The following is an 18,506-nucleotide window of genomic DNA, read 5'->3' as shown; positions in this document are numbered from 1 at the left end:
CCAGGCGCCACCGGGCACGCGATCCGCCGTCGAGGCTCAACCACTTCTTGGTATACCGCTGGGCGGTCATGGCGACCTGGTTGTATACCAAGCTCGATGTGCGGCACGATTACGCGACGCGGCGGCCTTTCTCGCCGACCACGTCACTTGCGATGCGCGAGTCGTCGCCGAGCACGAAGTGGTCGCTCAGACCGGCGCCACCATGCTCCCGGCAGAAAAAGGCCCCCGCGCATTTGAGCATCGTAGCGAGGCTTGGCGAGGGCTCTATTGAGTCAAACGTACACGATCATGCGTCGCCATTTGACTGGTTTCGTCAAGGACCATGTCGATATGGGTCGGGGACTTGACCTGAACCGCTTCAGGTTTTCGATACTGGAGTCATGCACGAGGACGAATTCACGATCGCTGAGACGGTAGCCCGGTGTGGTCTGCCTGAGAGCACGCTGCGTTACTGGGAGCGAATCGGTCTGGTACGCCCGATCGAGCGGGATGCATCAAGTCGCCACCGTCGCTACAGCAGCGCGGACGTCGCGACGCTGGAGACGCTCGCCAACCTGCGCGCAGTCGGGATGGGCATCGAGGACATGCGCGCCTACCTGGCCGGCGCCCGCCGTGGCGACGCCGCCGCGGGAGAGCAGCGGGCGCTGTTCGAGGCACACGCACGTCGGTTGGCCGACGAACTCAACGCCCTGGAACTACGCCGTCGCTACCTCGATCTGAAAGTCCAGTACTGGAGCGCCCGAGAGGTCGGCGACCTGGACAAGGCTGCCGCCGTCGCCGAGGAGCTCGGCCCGATCATCCATCACATCAACCCGAAGGACACCGCATGAGCACCACCCGTATCACGTCACCGTTCACGTTTTCCTCCACCGCCGCCGAGGTCATCTCCGGCATCGACCTGCACGGCCGCCGCGCGCTGGTCACCGGCGGCGCTGGCGGCATCGGCGTCGAGACCGCTCGCGCACTGGCTTCAGCCGGCGCCGAGACACTCATCGCCGCCCGCAACCTGTCCGCCGCTGAGGAAGTCGCCGCCGATATCCGCGCTAGCACCGGCAACCAGGCCGTCGCGGTGGCGCAGCTGGATCTGCTCGACCGCGCCTCGATCGATCGCCTCGTCGACGGGTACGCCGGTCCCCTCCACATCCTGATCAACAACGCCGGGGTCATGGCCGTCCCGGACCTGCAGCTCAGCCCCGAGGGACACGAACTGCAGTTCGCCACCAATCACCTCGGCCACTTCCGCCTCGCTCTCGGGCTGCTGCCCGCATTGCGAGCCGCAGGAGGCGCGCGGGTGGTGGCGGTCAGCTCACGGGCCCACTTGAACTCACCGCTGGTCTTCGATGACATCGACTTCGCCCATCGTGCATACGATCCAGCGCTGGCCTACGCCCAATCCAAAACCGCGAACGTGCTGTTCGCGGTCGCAGCTGCCCGCCAGTGGTCCGATGCCGGGATCGAGGTCAATGCGCTGCACCCAGGAGCGATAGCTGACTCGAATCTGTCGCGTCACCTGGATCCCGCCGTGCTCGGCGAGCTGCGCGCATCGGGCCGCTATGCCTTCAAGACACTTGCCCAGGGCGCAGCCACCAGCGTCTTCGTCGCCACCTCGCCGCTGCTCGACGGCGTCGTTGGCCGCTACTTCGAGAACTGCCAGGAAGCAGACCCAGACGACCCGAGCGCCGCCGGCACTGACGCGGCAGGCGTCGCCAGCTACGCTCTCGACCCCGAAGCCGCCGAGCGACTGTGGATCCTGTCGGAGCAGATGAATCGCTGACAACCCAGGCCATTGTGCGGCCCGAGTTTTCGGCCGACGACCCTCGGACCGGAAACTCGGGCCGCACAATTCAGTTTTCTTAGCTGGCCAGGCCCTCGAGAACCGTGAGCTCGGCGGCTCGTTCCTGCGGTGGGCCGACAAGCCCGCCGGGAATGGGCATCAACGGCATCAGTGTCTCGGCCACGAAACGCTCGCACGCATCCTTCGATTCGTAGACCGCCGAGATGAGAATCCCGCCCTCGGTGGGTCCGCCGGCGTGGAAGAGCTCCGGACGTTCCCCCCCGGCTGCGTTCGTGACGGCAGCGAGTGTTGTTTGGTACTGCTCGACGGTGCCACCGGGCCAGAAATGTGTCAGGAAATATGCCATTTCGTGCTCCCGTCTCAGCTCTCGACCAGCATGACGACGGTGTCGGCGACGACCCCGTCAGTGGCCATCGCCTGGGCAGCCTCGTCGGTCTGCAGGAACGTGACGAGGGCGTCGACATCAGGGACCTCAGCGCTCAGGCCGACACGCTTGGGATTCGTGGGATCGATGTATGTGCGAAGGTCTGTGACCCCCTGAGAACTGAACGCGGCACCCCTTACTTCAGAGGCAAGCCAAAGATCACGATCTTTGACGTCGTGGTAACAGATGACTTTTGGCATAGCTTCACTACCTGTTCTCGATTGATTCGCTGCGCTTAACGTTTTCTCGTGAGCAGCGATACGCCTAGGCCTGCAATTGCGGGACGATCCCGTCTACATCCATCTCGTAGTACTCGTTGTTCGCGAACGGGCCGACCGCACCCTCCACGACCTCACGTACAGCGTCGACTGATTTGCCTTCCCACACGCAGATGCCGAGGGTGTGATCGTGGGTGGCTGCGTGGATGGGCAGTGCGACACCGTCGGGCAGGCCACCTTCGAGAGCTTTCGCTTCGGCCGCCTCGAAACCTTCCGGGTCATGAATTCGGTGAATTACCGTGACAAACATGTGCATTCCCCTCCCGCGTGATGACGCAGACGCCTGATCCCTTGCCAAGCGAAGCGATCGGTATTCGTGCATCGTGGCGGTGGGTCGTTACACCTGCGCATCACTTGGCGTGACCGAATCGGTCGGGTCAAACGGCGAGGTCGGCCAGACCAGCCAGCACACTACGTCGCAGGGCTTCGCTCGTGAGCGGAGTGCCACGTTGAACATGAGCGGCAAGGTCAGGCAGGGCCAAAGCGGCGTGGCCGGCTCCGGCAGTGTTCGCGAGCGTGGCGATCACATCGTCGGCGCAGGCGTGACCTGACCGGGCCAGCAGCGACGCACAGGCCACGAGGACGGTCTGGTCATCTCCGAGACCGTGATCGATCTGCTCGAGGACGAGTTCACGCATCCGAAGTGCCGCCAACGCAGGGGATTCGCTCTCCCACAACTGACTCCAAGTGGCAACCGAGATGCGGCGTTCGACAAGTGGCAGTGGGTCGGTTACCTCAAGGGCACGGCGGGTCCATTCGTGCGACTCGCCGGGGTCGCTGACGGCGAGCGCTGACGCGAGCACCCGGCAGGCCAGCAGCCGAGTGGCCGGCACGTCCGAGTCTTGTGCCGCGATCCGCGCTCGGGCCAGCCAAGCCTGCCGAACCAGGTCTCGTCGATAGACCGCGCACGCGAGGAAGATAGCGATTCCCACCATGTAGTCGACGGTCTGCGGCGGCGCAGCGGGGTCGGCGATGGCTTCGTCAAGCATTGCCAGCGCCGCGTCCGAATCGCCCGTGCTCACAATGAGATAGCCGCTGTGCAACAGCTGGCGAGCACCCAACGTGCCACGAGGATCGCACTGGGCGTACACGGCCAGAGCTTGATTCATGTCTTCGTCGGAGAGCGCGCTCATCGCACGGCTTCCGTAGGCGGTCGCGACCGCTACTCGGCGCTCGTCATCGGGAGCCAGTAGCGGGTCAACGCCGATGATCGCGTTGGCGAGATGCGGATGGCTCAGCAGGAGGACGCTCGTCGGCGCACCACACAGTGCGGCGGCGAGTCCCCGGTTGTCGGTGCGAACAGCGACATCAAGCGCGGCACGCCAGCTGTCCACTTCGCGTTCGAGCCGAAGCCCGGCCTCGTGGCTGGCGCGGGAGTAGAACGCCCGCATCGGGATGTCGGTCAGCCCGGCGATCCACCACGCATGGGCGCGAGCGACGGCGCCCGTCTCGCCGGCTTCGGCAAGGGCCCTTAGCGCGAAGGCACGCAGCGGTTCGAGGATGCGATAACGGGTGACGACCGGCCGCAGATTCACGTCGATCATGCTTCGGGCAACGAGGGACGAGATCAGCCCGGGCACGTCCTTACCGGGGTATCCCATCCGGGTCGCCACTTCGGCTGCCGCATCGAGTTCGAAGCCACCGCGGAAGATTCCCAGCATGCGGAACAGTCGCTGCTCGTCGGTGCCGAGCAGCCGATAGGACCAGTCGATCGCCTTGCCTAGGGTCTGCTGGCGTTCGGCGCCCCGCCGGCGCCCGTCGCTCAACAGCGGGAAGCTGTCCTCGAGGCTCGATCGCAGCGCACGTAGGCCGAGTGCCCCGGCTCGGGTGGCTGCAATCTCGATCGCCAGCGGGAGTCCGTCGAGCCGATCGCAGATCTCCTCGAGTACCACACGATCATCGGGTCCGATCTCGGTTCCGGCGGCGCGCGAACGGGCCTGGAGCAGATCGGCTCCGGCGCCAGGCGGATCGAGTGGCTTCACATAGAAGACCTGTTCCCCTTCGAGCGCAAGGAATTCGCGGCTTGTCGTAACGACGACGACATTCGGACAGTTGAGGGTGATGGTGTCGACGATCTCGGCTGCGGCATCGAGAAGGTGCTCGCAATTGTCGATCACGAGCAGTCCCGCGCGGTCGCCAAGATAGCTCGCCAGCGACCGGACGTCATCGGTGACGGCGGCACCGACGGCGGTGGCGATGGACGAGACGATGTCCGCAGGGTCGCGCAGCGCTGCCAGTTCGACGAACCACGTTGTCGTGCCTTCTTGGTTGGCCCGGTGTGCGAGAGCGACGGCGAGCCTGGTCTTGCCCACCCCGCCGACTCCCGTCAACGTGAGCAGTCGGGTGGTCTGGATATGTCCGGCGACGGTTGCGAGATCGTCGGCACGGCCCATCAGCGTGGAGCGATACCTCGGCAGATCGGTGCTGAGGGTTGCCGCACGGGCGGCGTTGGCCTCCGCAGTTGTTGTCCGCGCGCTGCCGTCCACGCGCCGGCCGACCTGCCGACCGATCTCGCGTACTTCGGCAGACGGCTCCGTCCCCAACTCGGCTGCCAGATAGGCCCGATAGGTCCGATACACCGCGAGTGCCTCGGCCTGGCGACCAGATCCGGCAAGTGCTTGCATCAGTAAGCCGCGTGGATGATCGCGCAAGGGGTGGTCAGCGATATGGCGTTGCAACGCGGCGATGGCTTCTGGCCAGCGGCCGCGCGACATCAGTTCGCTGGCGCGTTCCTCAACGGCCGCCGCGTACAGCTCGGTCAGCCGGACCGACTCGGATCGCGCCCACGGCTCCTCGCGGAACTCTTCAAGCGCCAGACCACGCCACCAGTCAAGGGCTCCGTCCAACTGGGCCAGCCTGTCCACACCATCCTTGACCCGCGTCAACGCGACATAGAACCGGTCGCTGTCCACGTCAGCCTCGAGACGGTAGCCGACCGCATCGGTCAGTAAGACATCCGAACCGAGCAGCCTGCGCAACCGCGACACCGACGTGCGCAAACTGCCGGGTGACATCTGCAGATCCGCGGTGAGCCGCTCGGACCTCACGGACCGCCGCGCGTCCAAAGCCAGCACGGCCACGAGCCGACGCTGGGTAACACTCGGCAGATCGGGCGCGGTTCCGTCACGCAACACGACCTGAACCGCACCCAAGAGGCGCACCAGTGGCACGTCGTTCGTGCCTGCGAAGTTCGTAGCCCCGATCACGCTCGCGCCTACCCCCAGTCGAGGCCTTGACGGTAGCCCTCACCGCATCAGGCACGGGTGAGGCGTTGATGGACCGGGAGTTGTTTCGCTGATGCTTCGGGCGCTGTGTTTGATGCGGATCTGACCGACGAGACTGCTGAACGCGAGAAGGACGGCCAATGCCGTGTACCAGTACACAGCGTGCACCTCGCCGATCCAACCGGCGAGATAGCCGACGATGACTATGGGAACTCCGAACGCTACATAGGAAACGACGTAGATCCCAGCGACGACACCCGCACGCTGATCTGCTGCTGCGAGCGGGAAAACCAGTCGCAAGGCAGCGGTGAACGATGCACCGAATCCCACGCCGGCGATGGCCTGTCCGATGATCATGACCGCCAAGCTTGCGACGAACACTCCAACGATGATGGCGACTGCCCCGACGATTGAGGCATAAATGCCAATTGTCATCGCGCGCCGGGGCTCGACACGAGCGAACGCCAGCCCGATCACAGCCGATACCGCTGGCGCGATGAAACCAGATACACCGTTGAGCAGGCCGCTGTCGAGATGGAACACGCTGCGAACCATGCTCGGCGCCAGTCCGCCGGAGAGCCCGGCGAGCATCCAGGACGCCCCAACAACTGGCGCTGCGGCGCCGAATTCCCTGCGTGCAGCAGATGGAACGGCGACGCGCGGAATCAACGACCGAAGTGCGCCCGAAGCGCGGGTAACCGTCTCGGGAGAGAACGCGATGACCACGATCCCGAGGCCAGTGATGATGATGAGGACGATGAACACGATGGAATTTGCAGCGCTTGTCAGCTGAATCGCTAGGCCAGCCAGCAAGGATCCGAGGGCGAGACCACCAGTCACGCTGACGCTGCCCAAGATCGTGGCCAGCCTCTTGCGGTTCGCCGGGGCGACTTCGACGAGCTCTGCGGTCAACGCACCCGATGCTGCGCCGGTGGCGACGCCTTGCACGACCCGGCCGACGATCACCCACCCGATATCAGGAGCGAGCAGGAACACCACATTGGACGCGAGCTGAACGATCAGAGACCCGACAAGGACCGGGCGCCGACCGATGTGGTCAGACAGTGACCCGAGCGTGAGAATGGCAGCGAGAAATCCCACCGCGTACACAGCGAACGCCAACGTTAGAAGCGATGGCGCGAAGTTCCACTGCTCCTTGTAAACCACAAGCAGCGGCGTCAACACGCCGGCGCCGAGATAAAGACTTGTGAACGTCATTGCCCCGCCCGCCAAAGCGAATCCGGCGGGCAGCCGGTGACCCCGGCGGGTAGCGGGCAGCTCGGCCAACACGTGTGTTGTAGACATTGCGATCTTCTTTCAAAGAAACGGGATCCGGAGGTCCCAGGTCATGAATTTGGTGCGAGCAGGCGCGCACGGGGCGCGCTCAGTCAACGATCACGACAACGCCCGACGGCTGCCCCAAGGCCGCGACGGTACGTTCGGCGGCACGGTCGATCTGAACCCTCGGCTCGGCCGGTATCTCATGCTCGTAATACGTGCCCGGCCCGTACAGCTGGCCGTAACTCAGTACTACGCCGTCCCCGGCCAGAACGGCACGTTCCAGTTCGGCGACCGCCTGAGCGTCCGGCCCTTCGGGCAACTGCCAGGCAACGGTCTGGGCGAAATATTTCGGCGACCCGCTCTTGAGTGCGGCATCGAGCAGATTCTGGTTGCCCTCGGTTCGGATGCGAGCGTTGCGCTCCGAGTGATCGCCGATCTTCGCCGCTTCGTCCGGCAAATCTGTGAGCTCATTCAAGATGACATCCGGCCGGAATTCGCAAACGACCTGGATCAGCCGGTCGCGGTCGAAGACGTCACACAACGACGGTTCGGCGCCGAGTCGTCCCACCAGTTCGGTCTTGCTGGGCGAGCGTGTCATTCCGCCGACTTCGTGCCCGGCTTGAACCAGCCGAGGAATGAGCCGTCGCCCAAGCACTCCGGATGCACCTGCAAGAAAGATTCTCATGATTCGTCCTTTTCTGATGGAAAGTTTCCTAGCTACAAGTAACACGCTAGGAGCCAGATGGCGCAGGTGTATGGTCCATTTCTATGCCAGATTCATGGGCCAATTCGGCGCCCGAGAAATTCTCTGCCCTCGGTACGGACCTGCATCTGGAACTGACGGGTTCGGGGTTGAGAGCTGGGCTGACAGATGCTTTGCGCGAGGCCGTGCGGACAGGTCGTCTCGCTTCGGGCACTCGGTTGCCCTCGTCGCGCTCGCTAGCTGCTGATCTAGGCATCGCGCGTAATACCGTGGCCGACGCCTATGCCGAACTGGTTGCCGAGGGCTGGCTCACCGCGCAGCAGGGCTCCGGGACGCGGGTGGCGCTGAGGTCACAGCCGCGCAGATCCGTGCCCAATGCCCCCTCGACAGCTCCGGCACAACACCGCCCGACGTACAACAGGTACAACCTCTTGCCCGGTTCGCCGGACCTGGCGGAATTCCCCCGTAAGCAATGGCTCACCGCAGCACGCCGCGCTCTGACCACCGCGCCGAACGAGGCTTTCGGGTATGGCGACTCCCGCGGCCGGAAAGAACTCCGCATCGTCATAGCGGACTATCTGGCACGGGTACGCGGGGTTTATGCAACCCCGGAACGGATCGTCATCTGTGCCGGTTTCCACCACGGCCTGATGCTCATTGGTCAGGTCCTCAAGGCGCGGCGGGCACGGGCGGTGGCGGTCGAATCGTATGGCCTCGATATCTACCGCGACGTGCTGACCAGCGCCGGCCTACGCACCCCGACAATCTCAGTGGACGAGCGGGGCGCCCGTACCGATGCCTTGCAACGATTGCCTGGGATCAGCGCGGTGTTGTTGACACCGGCACACCAGTACCCGACCGGGGTCGCGCTGCATCCGGACCGACGCGCTGCCTTTGTCGATTGGGCGCGCGCCAGCGGCGGCCTGATTCTGGAGGACGACTATGACGGTGAATTCAGATACGACCGTCAGCCGGTAGGCGCTCTACAGGGCCTGGACCCTGAGCGAGTGGTGTACTTCGGCTCGGTAAGTAAGTCGCTGGCGCCCGGGCTGCGGCTTGGTTGGATGGTGCTGCCCGAGGAGCTTGTTTCCCAGGTCGCGGCGGCCAAGGGGCATGGCGACTACATGTCGAGCGCGATAGAACAACTGACACTGGCCCAGTTCATCGCGTCCGGCGCGTACGAACGGCACGTGCGGTCGATGCGGCTGCACTACCGGCGGCGCCGCGACCAGTTGGTCACCACCCTGGCTGAGCGAGCCCCGGGCATCCGCGTGACCGGACTTGCCGCCGGGCTACAGGCGGTCCTCGAACTCCCACGAGGCACCGAGCTTGCAGTTGTCCAGGCGGCGGCCCAGCGCGGCCTGGCGGTCAGCGGAATGGCCGAGTTCCACTACGACTTGACGGATCCCGGCGCGCAACCCCCCGAGCAGGACGGGCTGGTGGTCAACTACGCGGCGCCTTCGGAGAGCGCCTGGGCGGGCGCCCTCGACGTGCTGTGCCGCTCGTTGACGCTGCCGCGCGGGCGGTCTCGCGTGGTGCCACCTACGAGCTAGCACGTATAGCCGGATGCGAGTGTCCGAACCGCGGTTTCCGCGTGGTCACCCATGTGCCGTGCCGCTTGGGGCACGACGCTGGATGGAGACCGGCCGAGCGAACATTCGAATCGCCGGACGCCTGCCCGTCGTCAACGGCACAACGGCTTTACGAGGACAGACAATGAGCGTCACAGCCATCGCCCCGGCGAGCACCGCCGAACTGGGCGGACAACACGAGCACGCTCGCCCACTCCGACCGGTCTTCGCGGGGGACCTGGTTGGCCCCGCCGTTGCCGCTTCGGATCTTCGTGGTGGCCTGCTGCAAGTCGCCGAGACGCTGCGCAAGACGCGCGGCGCCAGCGGAGTCGAATGGTGGACGCCAACAGCGGACGCGTCGTCGTGCCGGCGGGACCTGGCTATCGGCGGCACGACGGGCCCCCGGACGGCATATCCGCTCGGCCCCGCCGGCACCCTCGTCGTGATCGGGACGCAGGCGGCAGGTATCGAGCAAGCGATCGCGCCTCTTCGCCCGTGGGCGCATCACCGCTGGAACGAGGAACGCCTGACCGAACATGCCCTCCGGCTGGCGCAGCGGAACCAGACGCTCGAGGAAGCTGCGGCGCTGATCGCCCACGACGTGAAGTCAGCGCTCACGTTCGCCTTGCGCAGTGGCCGATTCCGTGACGGGCTCGAGCAAGGACTCGACATCGTCGACTCCATCATCGACGCGGTTTGCTCACCCGGATCCGACGGCCGCGCCGCTCGGGTCGAGGAGACGGTGCGTGACGCGGTCAGCGATCTGGGCGACGGTCGCACAGAGGTATTGACGAATGTCACCGACCGTTTTCCGATGCCTTCGCAGGCTCTTCGCGTCGTGCTCAGGAATCTGTTGGCCAATGCAATCGCCGCCCGGGCGCGCAGGATTCAGATCTCAGTCGTCACGCGAAACGGTAGAGCCACCTTGGTGGTGGACGATGACGGTCACGGTTTGGACTCCGAGGGAGGCTACTGCACCGGCAGTCAGCTCGGTCTCAACCTGTGCCGTCGGCTGGTGGCTTGCTTCGGCGGGCGGATCGACCTCGAATCCCTACCTGCCGGCGGCACGCGCGCTCTGCTCGAGGTAACCGGAGCTGTCGGATGATCGGCGTTCTCATCGTCGATGACCACGAACTGTTTCGGACGGCGCTCCGTGCCCGGCTCGATGCAGAAGGCGACATCACGACGGTCGGCTGCACCGGGACCGCGCGGCAAGCCGTCGCGTTGGCCCGAACTTTGCGGCCGGACGTGATTCTGTTGGATCTGGTTCTGCCTGACGGCGCTGGCAGTAAGGCAATACCCGCGTTATTGGCGGCGAACCCGGCGACGAGCATCATCGCCGTTTCCTCGCAGACGCAGCCGGGCGTAGTTCGCCGGAGCATTGCTGCTGGGGCCCGCGGTTACGTTCCCAAGCGAGCATCTGACACGGAGCTGATCGAAGCGATTCGCCGCGTGGCATCGGGCGATCGCTATGTCGATCCAGCGCTGGGCGCAGAACTCGTGGTTGGTGACGCGGTGCCTGCCCTTCAGCCGATCTCGGACCGTGAGCGGGAGGTCCTACACCTCCTTGCGCTCGGGCATACCAATCAAGAAATCAGCGACATGCTCTTCGTCTCCGTACGGACGGTCGACACCCATCGCGCGCACATCATGCGAAAGCTGGATCTGCAAACCCGCGCCGATCTCGTCCTGTTCGCATTGGCGAACGGGCTCATCGGGGCGGTATGAACGACTAGATCAAGGGTTGCTCGATCGCGCTGCCGGGCGTTGCCGGCGCTACAAGCGGCAGCGAGATCGTTATCTCGGTACCTTTGCTGTGCTCGCTTCGCAACGAAAACTGACCACCGAGCGCTTCGATCCGGTCTTGCAGACCTATCAGACCTGTCCCGCGCGCCGGATCCGCACCACCACGCCCATCGTCGCTTATCTCGACCAACAACTCACCGACACCAACTCGCGCGCTGACCTCGATTCCTGATGCCTCGGAGTATTTGCCGGCGTTGGCAAGTGCTTCCGCCACCGCGTAGTAGGCCGCGACCTCTATCGGCTCCGGCACGTCGATGTCCGCTTCAGCCTCGAGCCGGACCGGCAACGCACACCGTTGGATCAGGGTCTTCAAAGCTCCCGCCAAATCGCCCTCGGCCAGCCCAGCTTGATGGATGCCCCGGGCGATCTCGCGCAACTCCTCCAGCACTTCGGCCATTCCGTTGGCCACGGCGTCCAGGCGGGGTAGCAACTTGGTGTCGTCCGCTGCGACCCATTCCTGCGCCTCGCGAAGCTGCAGCGCCAGTGAAATGAGGTGCTGCTGAGCACCGTCGTGCAGGTTGCGCTCGAGGCGACGGCGCGCCGTGTCGTCGGCCGTCACGAGCCGAGCGCGAGATGCCGTGAGCGCCGCCTGCGCCTGCGCATTCGAGATCGCCGTCGCTACCAGTTCGGTAAAGCCGGCCAGGCGGGTTTCGGTGTCAGCAGCCAACGGTTCGACGAGGGATCCGGCAATCATGACGCCCCAGATCCGTCCCGCGACGATGATCGGTACCCCTGCCGCCGAGCGGTAGCCCCAGTCGCGGGCCAGGTCGGCGAGGTCACCAGTAGCACCAGCGTAATCGTCGATCCGGGCCGAGTGACCGCTTTCGAGCACCAGCGCGTGGATATTGCGTCCGTCCGGCTTGATATGCAGACCGATGGCGAGCGGCCGGCCTGGGTCTGCTTGTGCCCAGCCGCCGACCACGGTCGCGGCGCCGTCGGCGTCGTATCGGCTGAGGACGGTGTAGTCCACGCTGAGGAGTAGCCCGACTTCCTCGGCGACCGCGGCAAACACCCGGTCGGGCAGCGCGGCGCAGGCGACGAGCGTCGCCACCCGCCGCAGGGCGGCTTGCTCGTCGGCGAACCGTCGAAGTTCCATGCGGGCCTGAGCATTGGCGAGCGCGGTGGCGACGAGTTCGGTGAAGTCCGCCAGGCGTGCTTCGGTCTCAGGAGCCAGCGCCTGGCTCTGGGCCGATGCCAGCATCACCAACCCCCACGGCCGCCCCTCGACGGTTATCGGGACGCCGACGGCGGCACGCACGCCGGCTTCTCGTGCAACCTCGGACGCGGCGCCTGCAGTGCGGGTGTAGTCGTCGATCCGCACCGGCCCGCCAGCCCGTAGCGTCAAGGTGTGGAGATCGTTGCCGCCCAGTTCGAAACGGTCACCGACCTGGGCGGGTAACCGGGAACCTGGGCGACTCCACACGCCGACGATCGTGGCCAGGTTGCCGTCGTAGCGGCTGAGAATCGCGTTGTCCCCCAACAGCAGTCGGCCCACCTCGGCTGCGACGGCGGCAAAGATCTCCTCCGGCGGCGTGCCTCTGGCAACCAGAGTCGCTACCCGTCGCAGCGCGGCCTGCTCACCCGCACGGACGAGTTCCTCGGTCGTCGAGCTACTCCGTCGGATCGTCATCGGCCCTCCACCGGCGCGGGCACGGTTGCCCCAACGCACGCCCGTCATCAGACTGCCCCGAGCACGCACTCCGTTCAAGAGGCCCAAGAGGCGCAAGAGGCATCGGCACACATCGGGACGGATGTCTGCCGCAAAACGGGGCGGACGAGCACCCGTTCGCCCTAGGATTGGTCGATGGTGTCCGGTGCCGACGCCCTGAACCGCGAGCTCTCTGCCGTAGGAGCCATCGCGGGTGCACGCTTGGCCGAGCTCAGGGACGAGATCTGGGGCTTGCTTACGGACGCGATTCCCGAGCTTCGCGGTGACGATGTCATCGAGCGGCTCCTCGATGCCAGTGTCGAGGAGAACATCTCGACACTGCTGCACGTCTTCGAACACGGCATTGCAATAACGGACGTCGGCCCACCGGTGGCGGCGACGGAGTACGGCAGGAGGCTGGCTCAACGGGGCGTGCCGATCATTGCCCTGATTCGGGCATACCGCATCGGGCACGGGCGGTTTCTCTCCCGTTGCGTCGAGGAGCTTGCGAAGCGTTCGATCGATGTCGATCTCATGACCGAGGTGATCTTGCGGCTCGTCGAGGTCAGTTTCCGTTACATCGACCAGATCACCGAGCAGCTGGTCGTCACCTACCAAGCCGAACGTGACCGCTGGCTTCTCGCTCGCAATGCCGGCCGAGCGGCTCGGGTGCGGGCGGTACTAGCAGGCGAAGAGATCGACCCCACTGATGTCGAGTCGGCGCTTGGATATCGGCTGCTGCAACATCACCTCGGCGCTGTCGTCTGGGTGACCGGCGATGCACAGGGTGCCGAGAGTCTCGTGATGCTTGAGCGCTTGGCCACGACCGCCGCCCGGGCGCTCGGCGGCGATGGCCGAGAGCTGTTCGTGCCGCGTGACGAGACAGTCGCGTGGATCTGGATACCGCTCGGCATCGGCGGGGTCTCCCGCGTGGACGCCACGTCGGTGGCTGCGTTCGAAGGCGATGCGTCAGCACGAATCGCCTTCGGCGAACCCGGTTACGGCGTCGAGGGGTTCCGGCAATCACACCTGCAGGCCGTCAGCACGCAAACTCTGGCGCTGGCTGCGCGGCCCGGGGTCCGGGTTACCGCCTTCGCCGATGTCGGCACGGTGGCACTGCTCTGCAGCGATCTCCCGGCCGCGCGGAGCTGGATCTGGGCGACGCTCGCCGACCTGGCGATCGATGACGAGCCACACGAACGGCTGCGCGAGACGTTGTTGCTCTATCTGTCGACGGGAAGCTACCGCGAGACGGCCGCGCAGCTGACGATGCACAAGAACAGCGTGCATTACCGGCTCGGCAAGGCTCGGGAGGCCCTCGGCGCGCCGATCGACAAGCACCACGCCGACCTCGAGCTCGCGCTGCGCGCCTGTCACTACCTCGGCCAAGCAGTCCTCAGGCCGGTGGCTCGCTAGCCCGCCACCCGTTCACGCCGGTCCAGAAAGGTGAGGACTGCAAGTACCCGGCGGTGGTCGTCGGAGCTTTCCGGCAGCCTCAACTTGGTCAAGATGCTGCGCACATGCTTTTCGACAGTTCGTTCGGCGACCCAGATCTTGTTGGCGATGCCACCGTTCGAACGGCCCTCGGCCATGAGCGCGAGCACCTCGCGCTCGCGTGGGCTCAACGCCTCGAGTGGGTCGTGACCAGCGCGTTGACGGACGAGTTCCTGGACCAGTGCCGGCTCGATCACGACCTCGCCGCCGATCAGCCGTTCCAGCGTCGCGCGGAATTCGGCGATGTCGATCACTCGGTCTTTCAGGCGGTAACCGATGCGACGTTCGGTGGCCAACAGGTCCATCGCATGCTCGACCTCGACATGTCCGGAAAGCACCAAGATGGCCGTCTGAGGACGTTCCTGGCGGATGATCCGTGCTGCGTCCAGACCTTCGGTCCGATATCCAGGCGGCATTCGGATATCGACGATGACGAGATCCGGCTGCTGCGACCGAACGAGCGCGAGCAGCTCCTCGGCGGTGCCGGCCAGTCCCACAACCTCGAAGCCAAGTCGGTCGACAAGGCTGCCCAAGGCGTGCCGCAACAGCACCTCGTCGTCAGCGACCACGACCCGAAAGCGTTCAGGGCGGCCTGAGACCCTCGCGTCGAGGTGATCCATAACGTCAACTCCGAATCGTCGAACCAGTCCACGAACGAGCCTACGAACTCAACTCACAGCTGGCACTGTGCCCGGCACACGAGAAAGGCGACGCCTTTTGGTCCACGCACCCGAACGTGAGGCGCCCACGGCCTCACGTACGGATGAAACTGCTGAGCCCCTCAAGAGTCAGCTCAAGAGTCAGCTCGAGACTCAGACGGACGACGAGACAAGTTTTTGGAAGTCCCGCTGCAGATCGCCTGCTTGTGTTGAGACGACCAGGGCGCTGATTCCGAAGACGATGCTGTACAAGCCGAAGACGACGGCCAGCGACTCTGCCCCGATGTCCGGACGGACGAACAGGACGATGCCAAGCGCAATCGAGAGTAGCCCGCCGAGCAGCCACATCGCGCGATGACCAGCCGACTCGCCACTACCAAACGTCATGGCAACCTCGAACGTACCTATGACGAAGGCCCAAATTCCTACCAGCACCGCGACGACGAGCGCGGTCGGTCCGGGCCAGATCAGGGCCACAACGCCTGCCACCAATGACATCAGAGACAGCAACAGGTAGCCGGCAGCGGGACCTATCCGGGCACTGTCGAACGCACGCATTGCGTCCGTGATCGCAACAACGAATGCGTAGAAGGCAAAAAGGATGACGAAGGCTCCGATGGTGATGCCGGGCCAGGCGACCGAAACGATACCGATCGCGATGGCTAGCACACCCCGAACAATCAACGATGTTCGCAAGGACATGATGAAAGAACCTTTCTGTGTTGGACGTGCTCGGACGAAGCGGAATTGCAATCGCTCCGTCCGAGCCACGTCAATCAATAGCTGATCGCCAACTCGTCGCGCACGGACGTCACTCCCGGCGCGGCCCACGCAGCACCGATCGCCTCGTCGTGCTCGGCCCACGAGCGAACCGTTCCGGCGACCGTCACGGTGCCAGCTGCCGTCGAGACCGTGAGGTCGTTGGCGTCGAACCCGGCGTTGCGCTTGAACGCCTTGGTGATTTCCTGCTTGGTGTCCGACGCGTTGGGCGTCGGTCCGCTGACCGCGATGTCGTCGAGGACATCAAGAGTTCCGGCGATATTGCTTGCGACGTAGTCGGCCTCGTCCCGCTGGTACTGCCAATCCACCGTTCCGGTAAGCGTGACGAAACCGTCGTTGACCTTCGCGTCGACCGTGCTCGGGACGATGCTGTCCAGCATGAGTGCCTGAAGAACGTCGCCACGGATCTCGGCGTCGGCACGCTTGTTGGCAGTGAGCAGTCGTACCTGCAGCCGGTTGTCGACCGATAGCACGCCGAACACTCGCTGGGCGGCGTTCTTGGCCTCCCTCTTCTCACGGATGCTTCCGACGGTGCCGCGCAACGTAACCGCACCGTCCTCGACTGATACCGCGATGGCCGCACTGTCCACCTTCGGATCCCACATCAGCTCGTCGCTCACGTTGGCAACTAGTTCTTGGTCCAGGACCATCTCGAAACTCCCTTCATCGAATGAGTTGACTGTTCGATCGTCTGCCTCCGTACACCGCAGTACATCGGTGCTTTCTGCGGACCGGCTGCAGGTAACACGACATCACCCAAGGGGGATCGCGGCGCCATGAACCGCACAGGTACGGGCTCGCGGAATGACGAACTGACGATGACGACACATGCCCTGTTCGATGCTCACGGTCAGTTGCGGTCCGGAAACCAACGCGATCCACAATCCCGCACGGACCCTGGGTGTGACGAAGGTGCGCAAGACCGGTCCCGATCGAGACTTCCGTCCGAACGTGACGCGGGCCTCCCCAACATCGCTGGCATGCCCGATGGCGAGAGTCCACCAACGAGAACCTCGCATCGCCCCAGGCACGAACTGTCGCCATGCGCCGGCCACCGAGACCATTCGCCGATCAGTCGTTGTTACCAGACCAACCAGGTCACGGCTGGCGTCGTAGACCTCGATCCACTCGCGGCTGGCCGCGTGCCCGCGGTGATGGACACGCCAGCCGCCGGGCAGGCACAGATCGGCAGGGGTCTCGTGCGCCAATTCCTCGTTGATCATGGCTGAAAGCGATAGCCCATGCCGGGCACGGTGATGAGATGGCGCGGACGGTTCGGTTCAGGTTCGAGCTTTCGCCGCAACTGGAAGATGTAGGTGCGCAGGTAGCTCGGGTCAGTGTGTTCCGGGCCGCCACGCAACGCGGCGAAAAGCGTCTCTGCCGAGACCAGTCGGCCCGGCCGGCGCATCAGCTGCTCGAGCAGGCGCCACTCCGTCGGCGTGAGTCCCACCCGCTCGCCGTCCTTTCCAATGGCAACCTTGGCCGCCATATCTATCTCGACGTCACCAACCGCTACTTTTGGCTGGGTTTCGAAATCACCATCACTTATCGCCGCTCCCAGGTGTGCGAGCAACTCGTCCAGACCGACGCGACCCCCGGACCCGCCGCCGGGGACGAGAACCACGATCGCCGGGGCCGAGATTCGACCCAGGCCCGAGCTCTCACCGCTTTCCGTAGCAGCGAGTGGGGTCTGGCGCGAGAGTGTGGCTGGTACCTGCCACGTGTACATCGAACTCATCTGACACCTCCGATTCGGTTTCCGTCCTCGACGATCCCCGATACGAAGGCGGGCCGAATCGGTAATACCCTTGAGGCGATGCGGCAATCCTGCAGCCAACAGCCCCCTCGGACGGCACTCGAGTACGAACCCCTCACATTCCAGGAATATCCGGAAATGGTCTCGCATTCGGATCGCACACCAAGAGCTATAGCGCCAGCCAATGTCACCAGAGCCATCACCGCTTTGGCGACCGCCGGATTGCCGGGTGGACTGGCTGGTGAACGGCAAACCGCCGCCTCATCCGTTTGAAGGGACAAGGAAAATGGGAAAGGCAAAAGATATCCGTGAAGCCGTCGAGGCCGAACTCGGTTTCGACCCGATCGTTGACGCGACCGACATCACCGTCAAGAATCTGAACGGGCAGGTGGCACTCAACGGCACCGTACCGAGCTACCCGCAATACCGCGAGGCGGCCGCAGCCGCGCAGCGCGTCGCAGGGGTAACGGAGGTTCACAATCACCTCGAGGTGATGCTGCCAGAAGGTGACTACCGCGATGACGCGATTTTGACCACCGCCGCGAACAACGCCTTGGAGTTGAATGTCGCGGTACCGACTGGTGTTGAGGCAACTGCCCGGGATGGCAACCTGACGCTGACCGGCATCGTCGCCTACGGTCCGCAGCGCGCCGCAGCCGAGACGGCCGTCAACGGGCTGACCGGTGTGCGCAACGTCAAGGACGACATCGAGATCGTTTACGATGCCGACCCGGTCGACGTCGTACTTCTTGTCCAGGACGCGCTCGATCGCTACGCACTGATCGCCGATGACAGCGACCTCGCGGTGGACACCCAGGGCAACACCGTGACCCTGGCTGGGCACGTCCGCACCTGGGCCGAACACGACGCGGTGATCGGCGCCGCCTGGATGGCCACCGGCGTCTTCGAGGTCCGCGACGACGTCTACGTCACTGGCTGACGCCGACTTCCTGCCGGCTATCAGCAGGTCCACCTGACCAAAGGTCCACGTGACCGAAGGTCCGCCTGACCGAAGGTCCGCCGGGCCGGTCCCCGCGCACCGCTGTCCGGGTGTCTGGGGGCCGGCCCGCGCACCGCGCGTGGTGCC

At 64.8% G+C, this 18,506-nt stretch carries 19 protein-coding genes; 7 read left to right on the top strand and 12 right to left on the bottom strand.

What is annotated here, in order from left to right:
• The first annotated feature begins 380 nt into the window (after nt 1-380).
• Together ACSMXN_RS01470 and ACSMXN_RS01465 are read left to right on the top strand one after the other, a co-directional pair.
• On the top strand, nt 381-830 hold the full coding sequence (locus ACSMXN_RS01470; protein WP_022915351.1) for a MerR family transcriptional regulator: 450 nt from the start codon (nt 381-383) through the stop codon (nt 828-830).
• Nucleotides 827-1,774, top strand: a complete 948-nt coding sequence (locus tag ACSMXN_RS01465) for an SDR family NAD(P)-dependent oxidoreductase (RefSeq protein WP_022915350.1) — start codon at nt 827-829, stop codon at nt 1,772-1,774. The genes ACSMXN_RS01470 and ACSMXN_RS01465 overlap by 4 nt, the downstream gene beginning before the upstream one ends.
• A gap of 79 nt (nt 1,775-1,853) precedes the next feature.
• Here the strand turns inward: ACSMXN_RS01465 and ACSMXN_RS01460 are convergent, their stop codons facing one another.
• The 6 genes from ACSMXN_RS01460 to ACSMXN_RS01435 all read right to left on the bottom strand — a co-directional run bounded on the left by ACSMXN_RS01460 (nt 1,854) and on the right by ACSMXN_RS01435 (nt 7,687).
• Nucleotides 1,854-2,141: a hypothetical protein gene (locus tag ACSMXN_RS01460; protein WP_022915349.1), complete on the bottom strand. Its 288-nt coding sequence runs from the start codon at nt 2,139-2,141 to the stop codon at nt 1,854-1,856.
• 14 nt (nt 2,142-2,155) lie between these two features.
• Entirely contained in the window at nt 2,156-2,419 is a 264-nt protein-coding gene (locus ACSMXN_RS01455) for a hypothetical protein (RefSeq protein ID WP_022915348.1), read from the bottom strand.
• Between the two features lie 64 nt (nt 2,420-2,483).
• Nucleotides 2,484-2,747, bottom strand: a complete 264-nt coding sequence (locus tag ACSMXN_RS01450; protein ID WP_022915347.1) for a hypothetical protein — start codon at nt 2,745-2,747, stop codon at nt 2,484-2,486.
• Nucleotides 2,748-2,874: 127 nt separating this feature from the next.
• Nucleotides 2,875-5,703, bottom strand: a complete 2,829-nt coding sequence (locus ACSMXN_RS01445) for a BTAD domain-containing putative transcriptional regulator (protein WP_022915346.1) — start codon at nt 5,701-5,703, stop codon at nt 2,875-2,877.
• Between the two features lie 39 nt (nt 5,704-5,742).
• Complete coding sequence (locus ACSMXN_RS01440; protein WP_081649343.1) at nt 5,743-7,026, bottom strand: MFS transporter; 1,284 nt, start codon at nt 7,024-7,026, stop codon at nt 5,743-5,745.
• Nucleotides 7,027-7,105: 79 nt separating this feature from the next.
• On the bottom strand, nt 7,106-7,687 hold the full coding sequence (locus ACSMXN_RS01435) for an NAD-dependent epimerase/dehydratase family protein (protein ID WP_022915344.1): 582 nt from the start codon (nt 7,685-7,687) through the stop codon (nt 7,106-7,108).
• Nucleotides 7,688-7,770: 83 nt separating this feature from the next.
• Between ACSMXN_RS01435 and pdxR the strand changes: the two genes are divergently transcribed.
• From pdxR to ACSMXN_RS01420, 3 genes are all read left to right on the top strand, one after another.
• Nucleotides 7,771-9,258 (top strand): MocR-like pyridoxine biosynthesis transcription factor PdxR, encoded by a 1,488-nt coding sequence (pdxR, locus tag ACSMXN_RS01430; RefSeq protein ID WP_022915343.1) that lies wholly within the window; start codon nt 7,771-7,773, stop codon nt 9,256-9,258.
• 163 nt (nt 9,259-9,421) lie between these two features.
• Nucleotides 9,422-10,381: an ATP-binding protein gene (locus tag ACSMXN_RS01425; protein WP_196811437.1), complete on the top strand. Its 960-nt coding sequence runs from the start codon at nt 9,422-9,424 to the stop codon at nt 10,379-10,381.
• Entirely contained in the window at nt 10,378-11,004 is a 627-nt protein-coding gene (locus ACSMXN_RS01420) for a response regulator transcription factor (RefSeq protein WP_022915341.1), read from the top strand. Before ACSMXN_RS01425 ends, ACSMXN_RS01420 begins: the two co-directional genes overlap by 4 nt.
• Nucleotides 11,005-11,008: 4 nt before the next feature.
• On the opposite strand, the gene ACSMXN_RS01415 is transcribed toward ACSMXN_RS01420, so the two are convergent.
• Complete coding sequence (locus tag ACSMXN_RS01415; protein ID WP_081649345.1) at nt 11,009-12,712, bottom strand: GAF domain-containing protein; 1,704 nt, start codon at nt 12,710-12,712, stop codon at nt 11,009-11,011.
• Between the two features lie 174 nt (nt 12,713-12,886).
• Here ACSMXN_RS01415 and ACSMXN_RS01410 point away from each other — a divergent pair, with 174 nt between their 5' ends.
• A complete protein-coding gene (locus ACSMXN_RS01410; protein ID WP_027139931.1) occupies nt 12,887-14,146 on the top strand; it encodes a helix-turn-helix domain-containing protein in 1,260 nt (419 codons plus the stop codon).
• Here ACSMXN_RS01410 and ACSMXN_RS01405 read toward each other — a convergent pair.
• The 5 genes from ACSMXN_RS01405 to ACSMXN_RS01385 form a co-directional block, all read right to left on the bottom strand.
• The gene (locus ACSMXN_RS01405; protein WP_022915338.1) at nt 14,143-14,844 is read right to left on the bottom strand and encodes a response regulator transcription factor; all 702 of its coding nucleotides are present in this window, start codon (nt 14,842-14,844) and stop codon (nt 14,143-14,145) included. The two genes, ACSMXN_RS01410 and ACSMXN_RS01405, sit on opposite strands and share 4 nt — an antisense overlap.
• A 192-nt stretch (nt 14,845-15,036) precedes the next feature.
• The gene (locus tag ACSMXN_RS01400) at nt 15,037-15,585 is read right to left on the bottom strand and encodes a DUF308 domain-containing protein (protein ID WP_051149058.1); all 549 of its coding nucleotides are present in this window, start codon (nt 15,583-15,585) and stop codon (nt 15,037-15,039) included.
• Nucleotides 15,586-15,659: 74 nt separating this feature from the next.
• Nucleotides 15,660-16,313: a BON domain-containing protein gene (locus ACSMXN_RS01395; protein WP_022915336.1), complete on the bottom strand. Its 654-nt coding sequence runs from the start codon at nt 16,311-16,313 to the stop codon at nt 15,660-15,662.
• Between the two features lie 102 nt (nt 16,314-16,415).
• Nucleotides 16,416-16,886, bottom strand: coding sequence for a hypothetical protein (locus tag ACSMXN_RS01390; protein ID WP_022915335.1), 471 nt, complete (start codon nt 16,884-16,886; stop codon nt 16,416-16,418).
• Nucleotides 16,883-17,401 (bottom strand): winged helix family transcriptional regulator, encoded by a 519-nt coding sequence (locus ACSMXN_RS01385; RefSeq protein ID WP_022915334.1) that lies wholly within the window; start codon nt 17,399-17,401, stop codon nt 16,883-16,885. Before ACSMXN_RS01385 ends, ACSMXN_RS01390 begins: the two co-directional genes overlap by 4 nt.
• A gap of 304 nt (nt 17,402-17,705) precedes the next feature.
• Between ACSMXN_RS01385 and ACSMXN_RS01380 the strand changes: the two genes are divergently transcribed.
• Nucleotides 17,706-18,359 carry a BON domain-containing protein gene (locus ACSMXN_RS01380; protein ID WP_022915333.1) on the top strand — a complete coding sequence of 218 codons (654 nt, stop codon included), beginning with the start codon at nt 17,706-17,708 and terminating at the stop codon, nt 18,357-18,359.
• The last annotated feature ends 147 nt before the right edge of the window (nt 18,360-18,506 follow it).

Source organism: Parajatrophihabitans canadensis, assembly GCF_053764775.1.
Note: the sequence above shows the minus strand (reverse complement) of the source record. Positions and strands in the feature narration are given on the sequence as shown.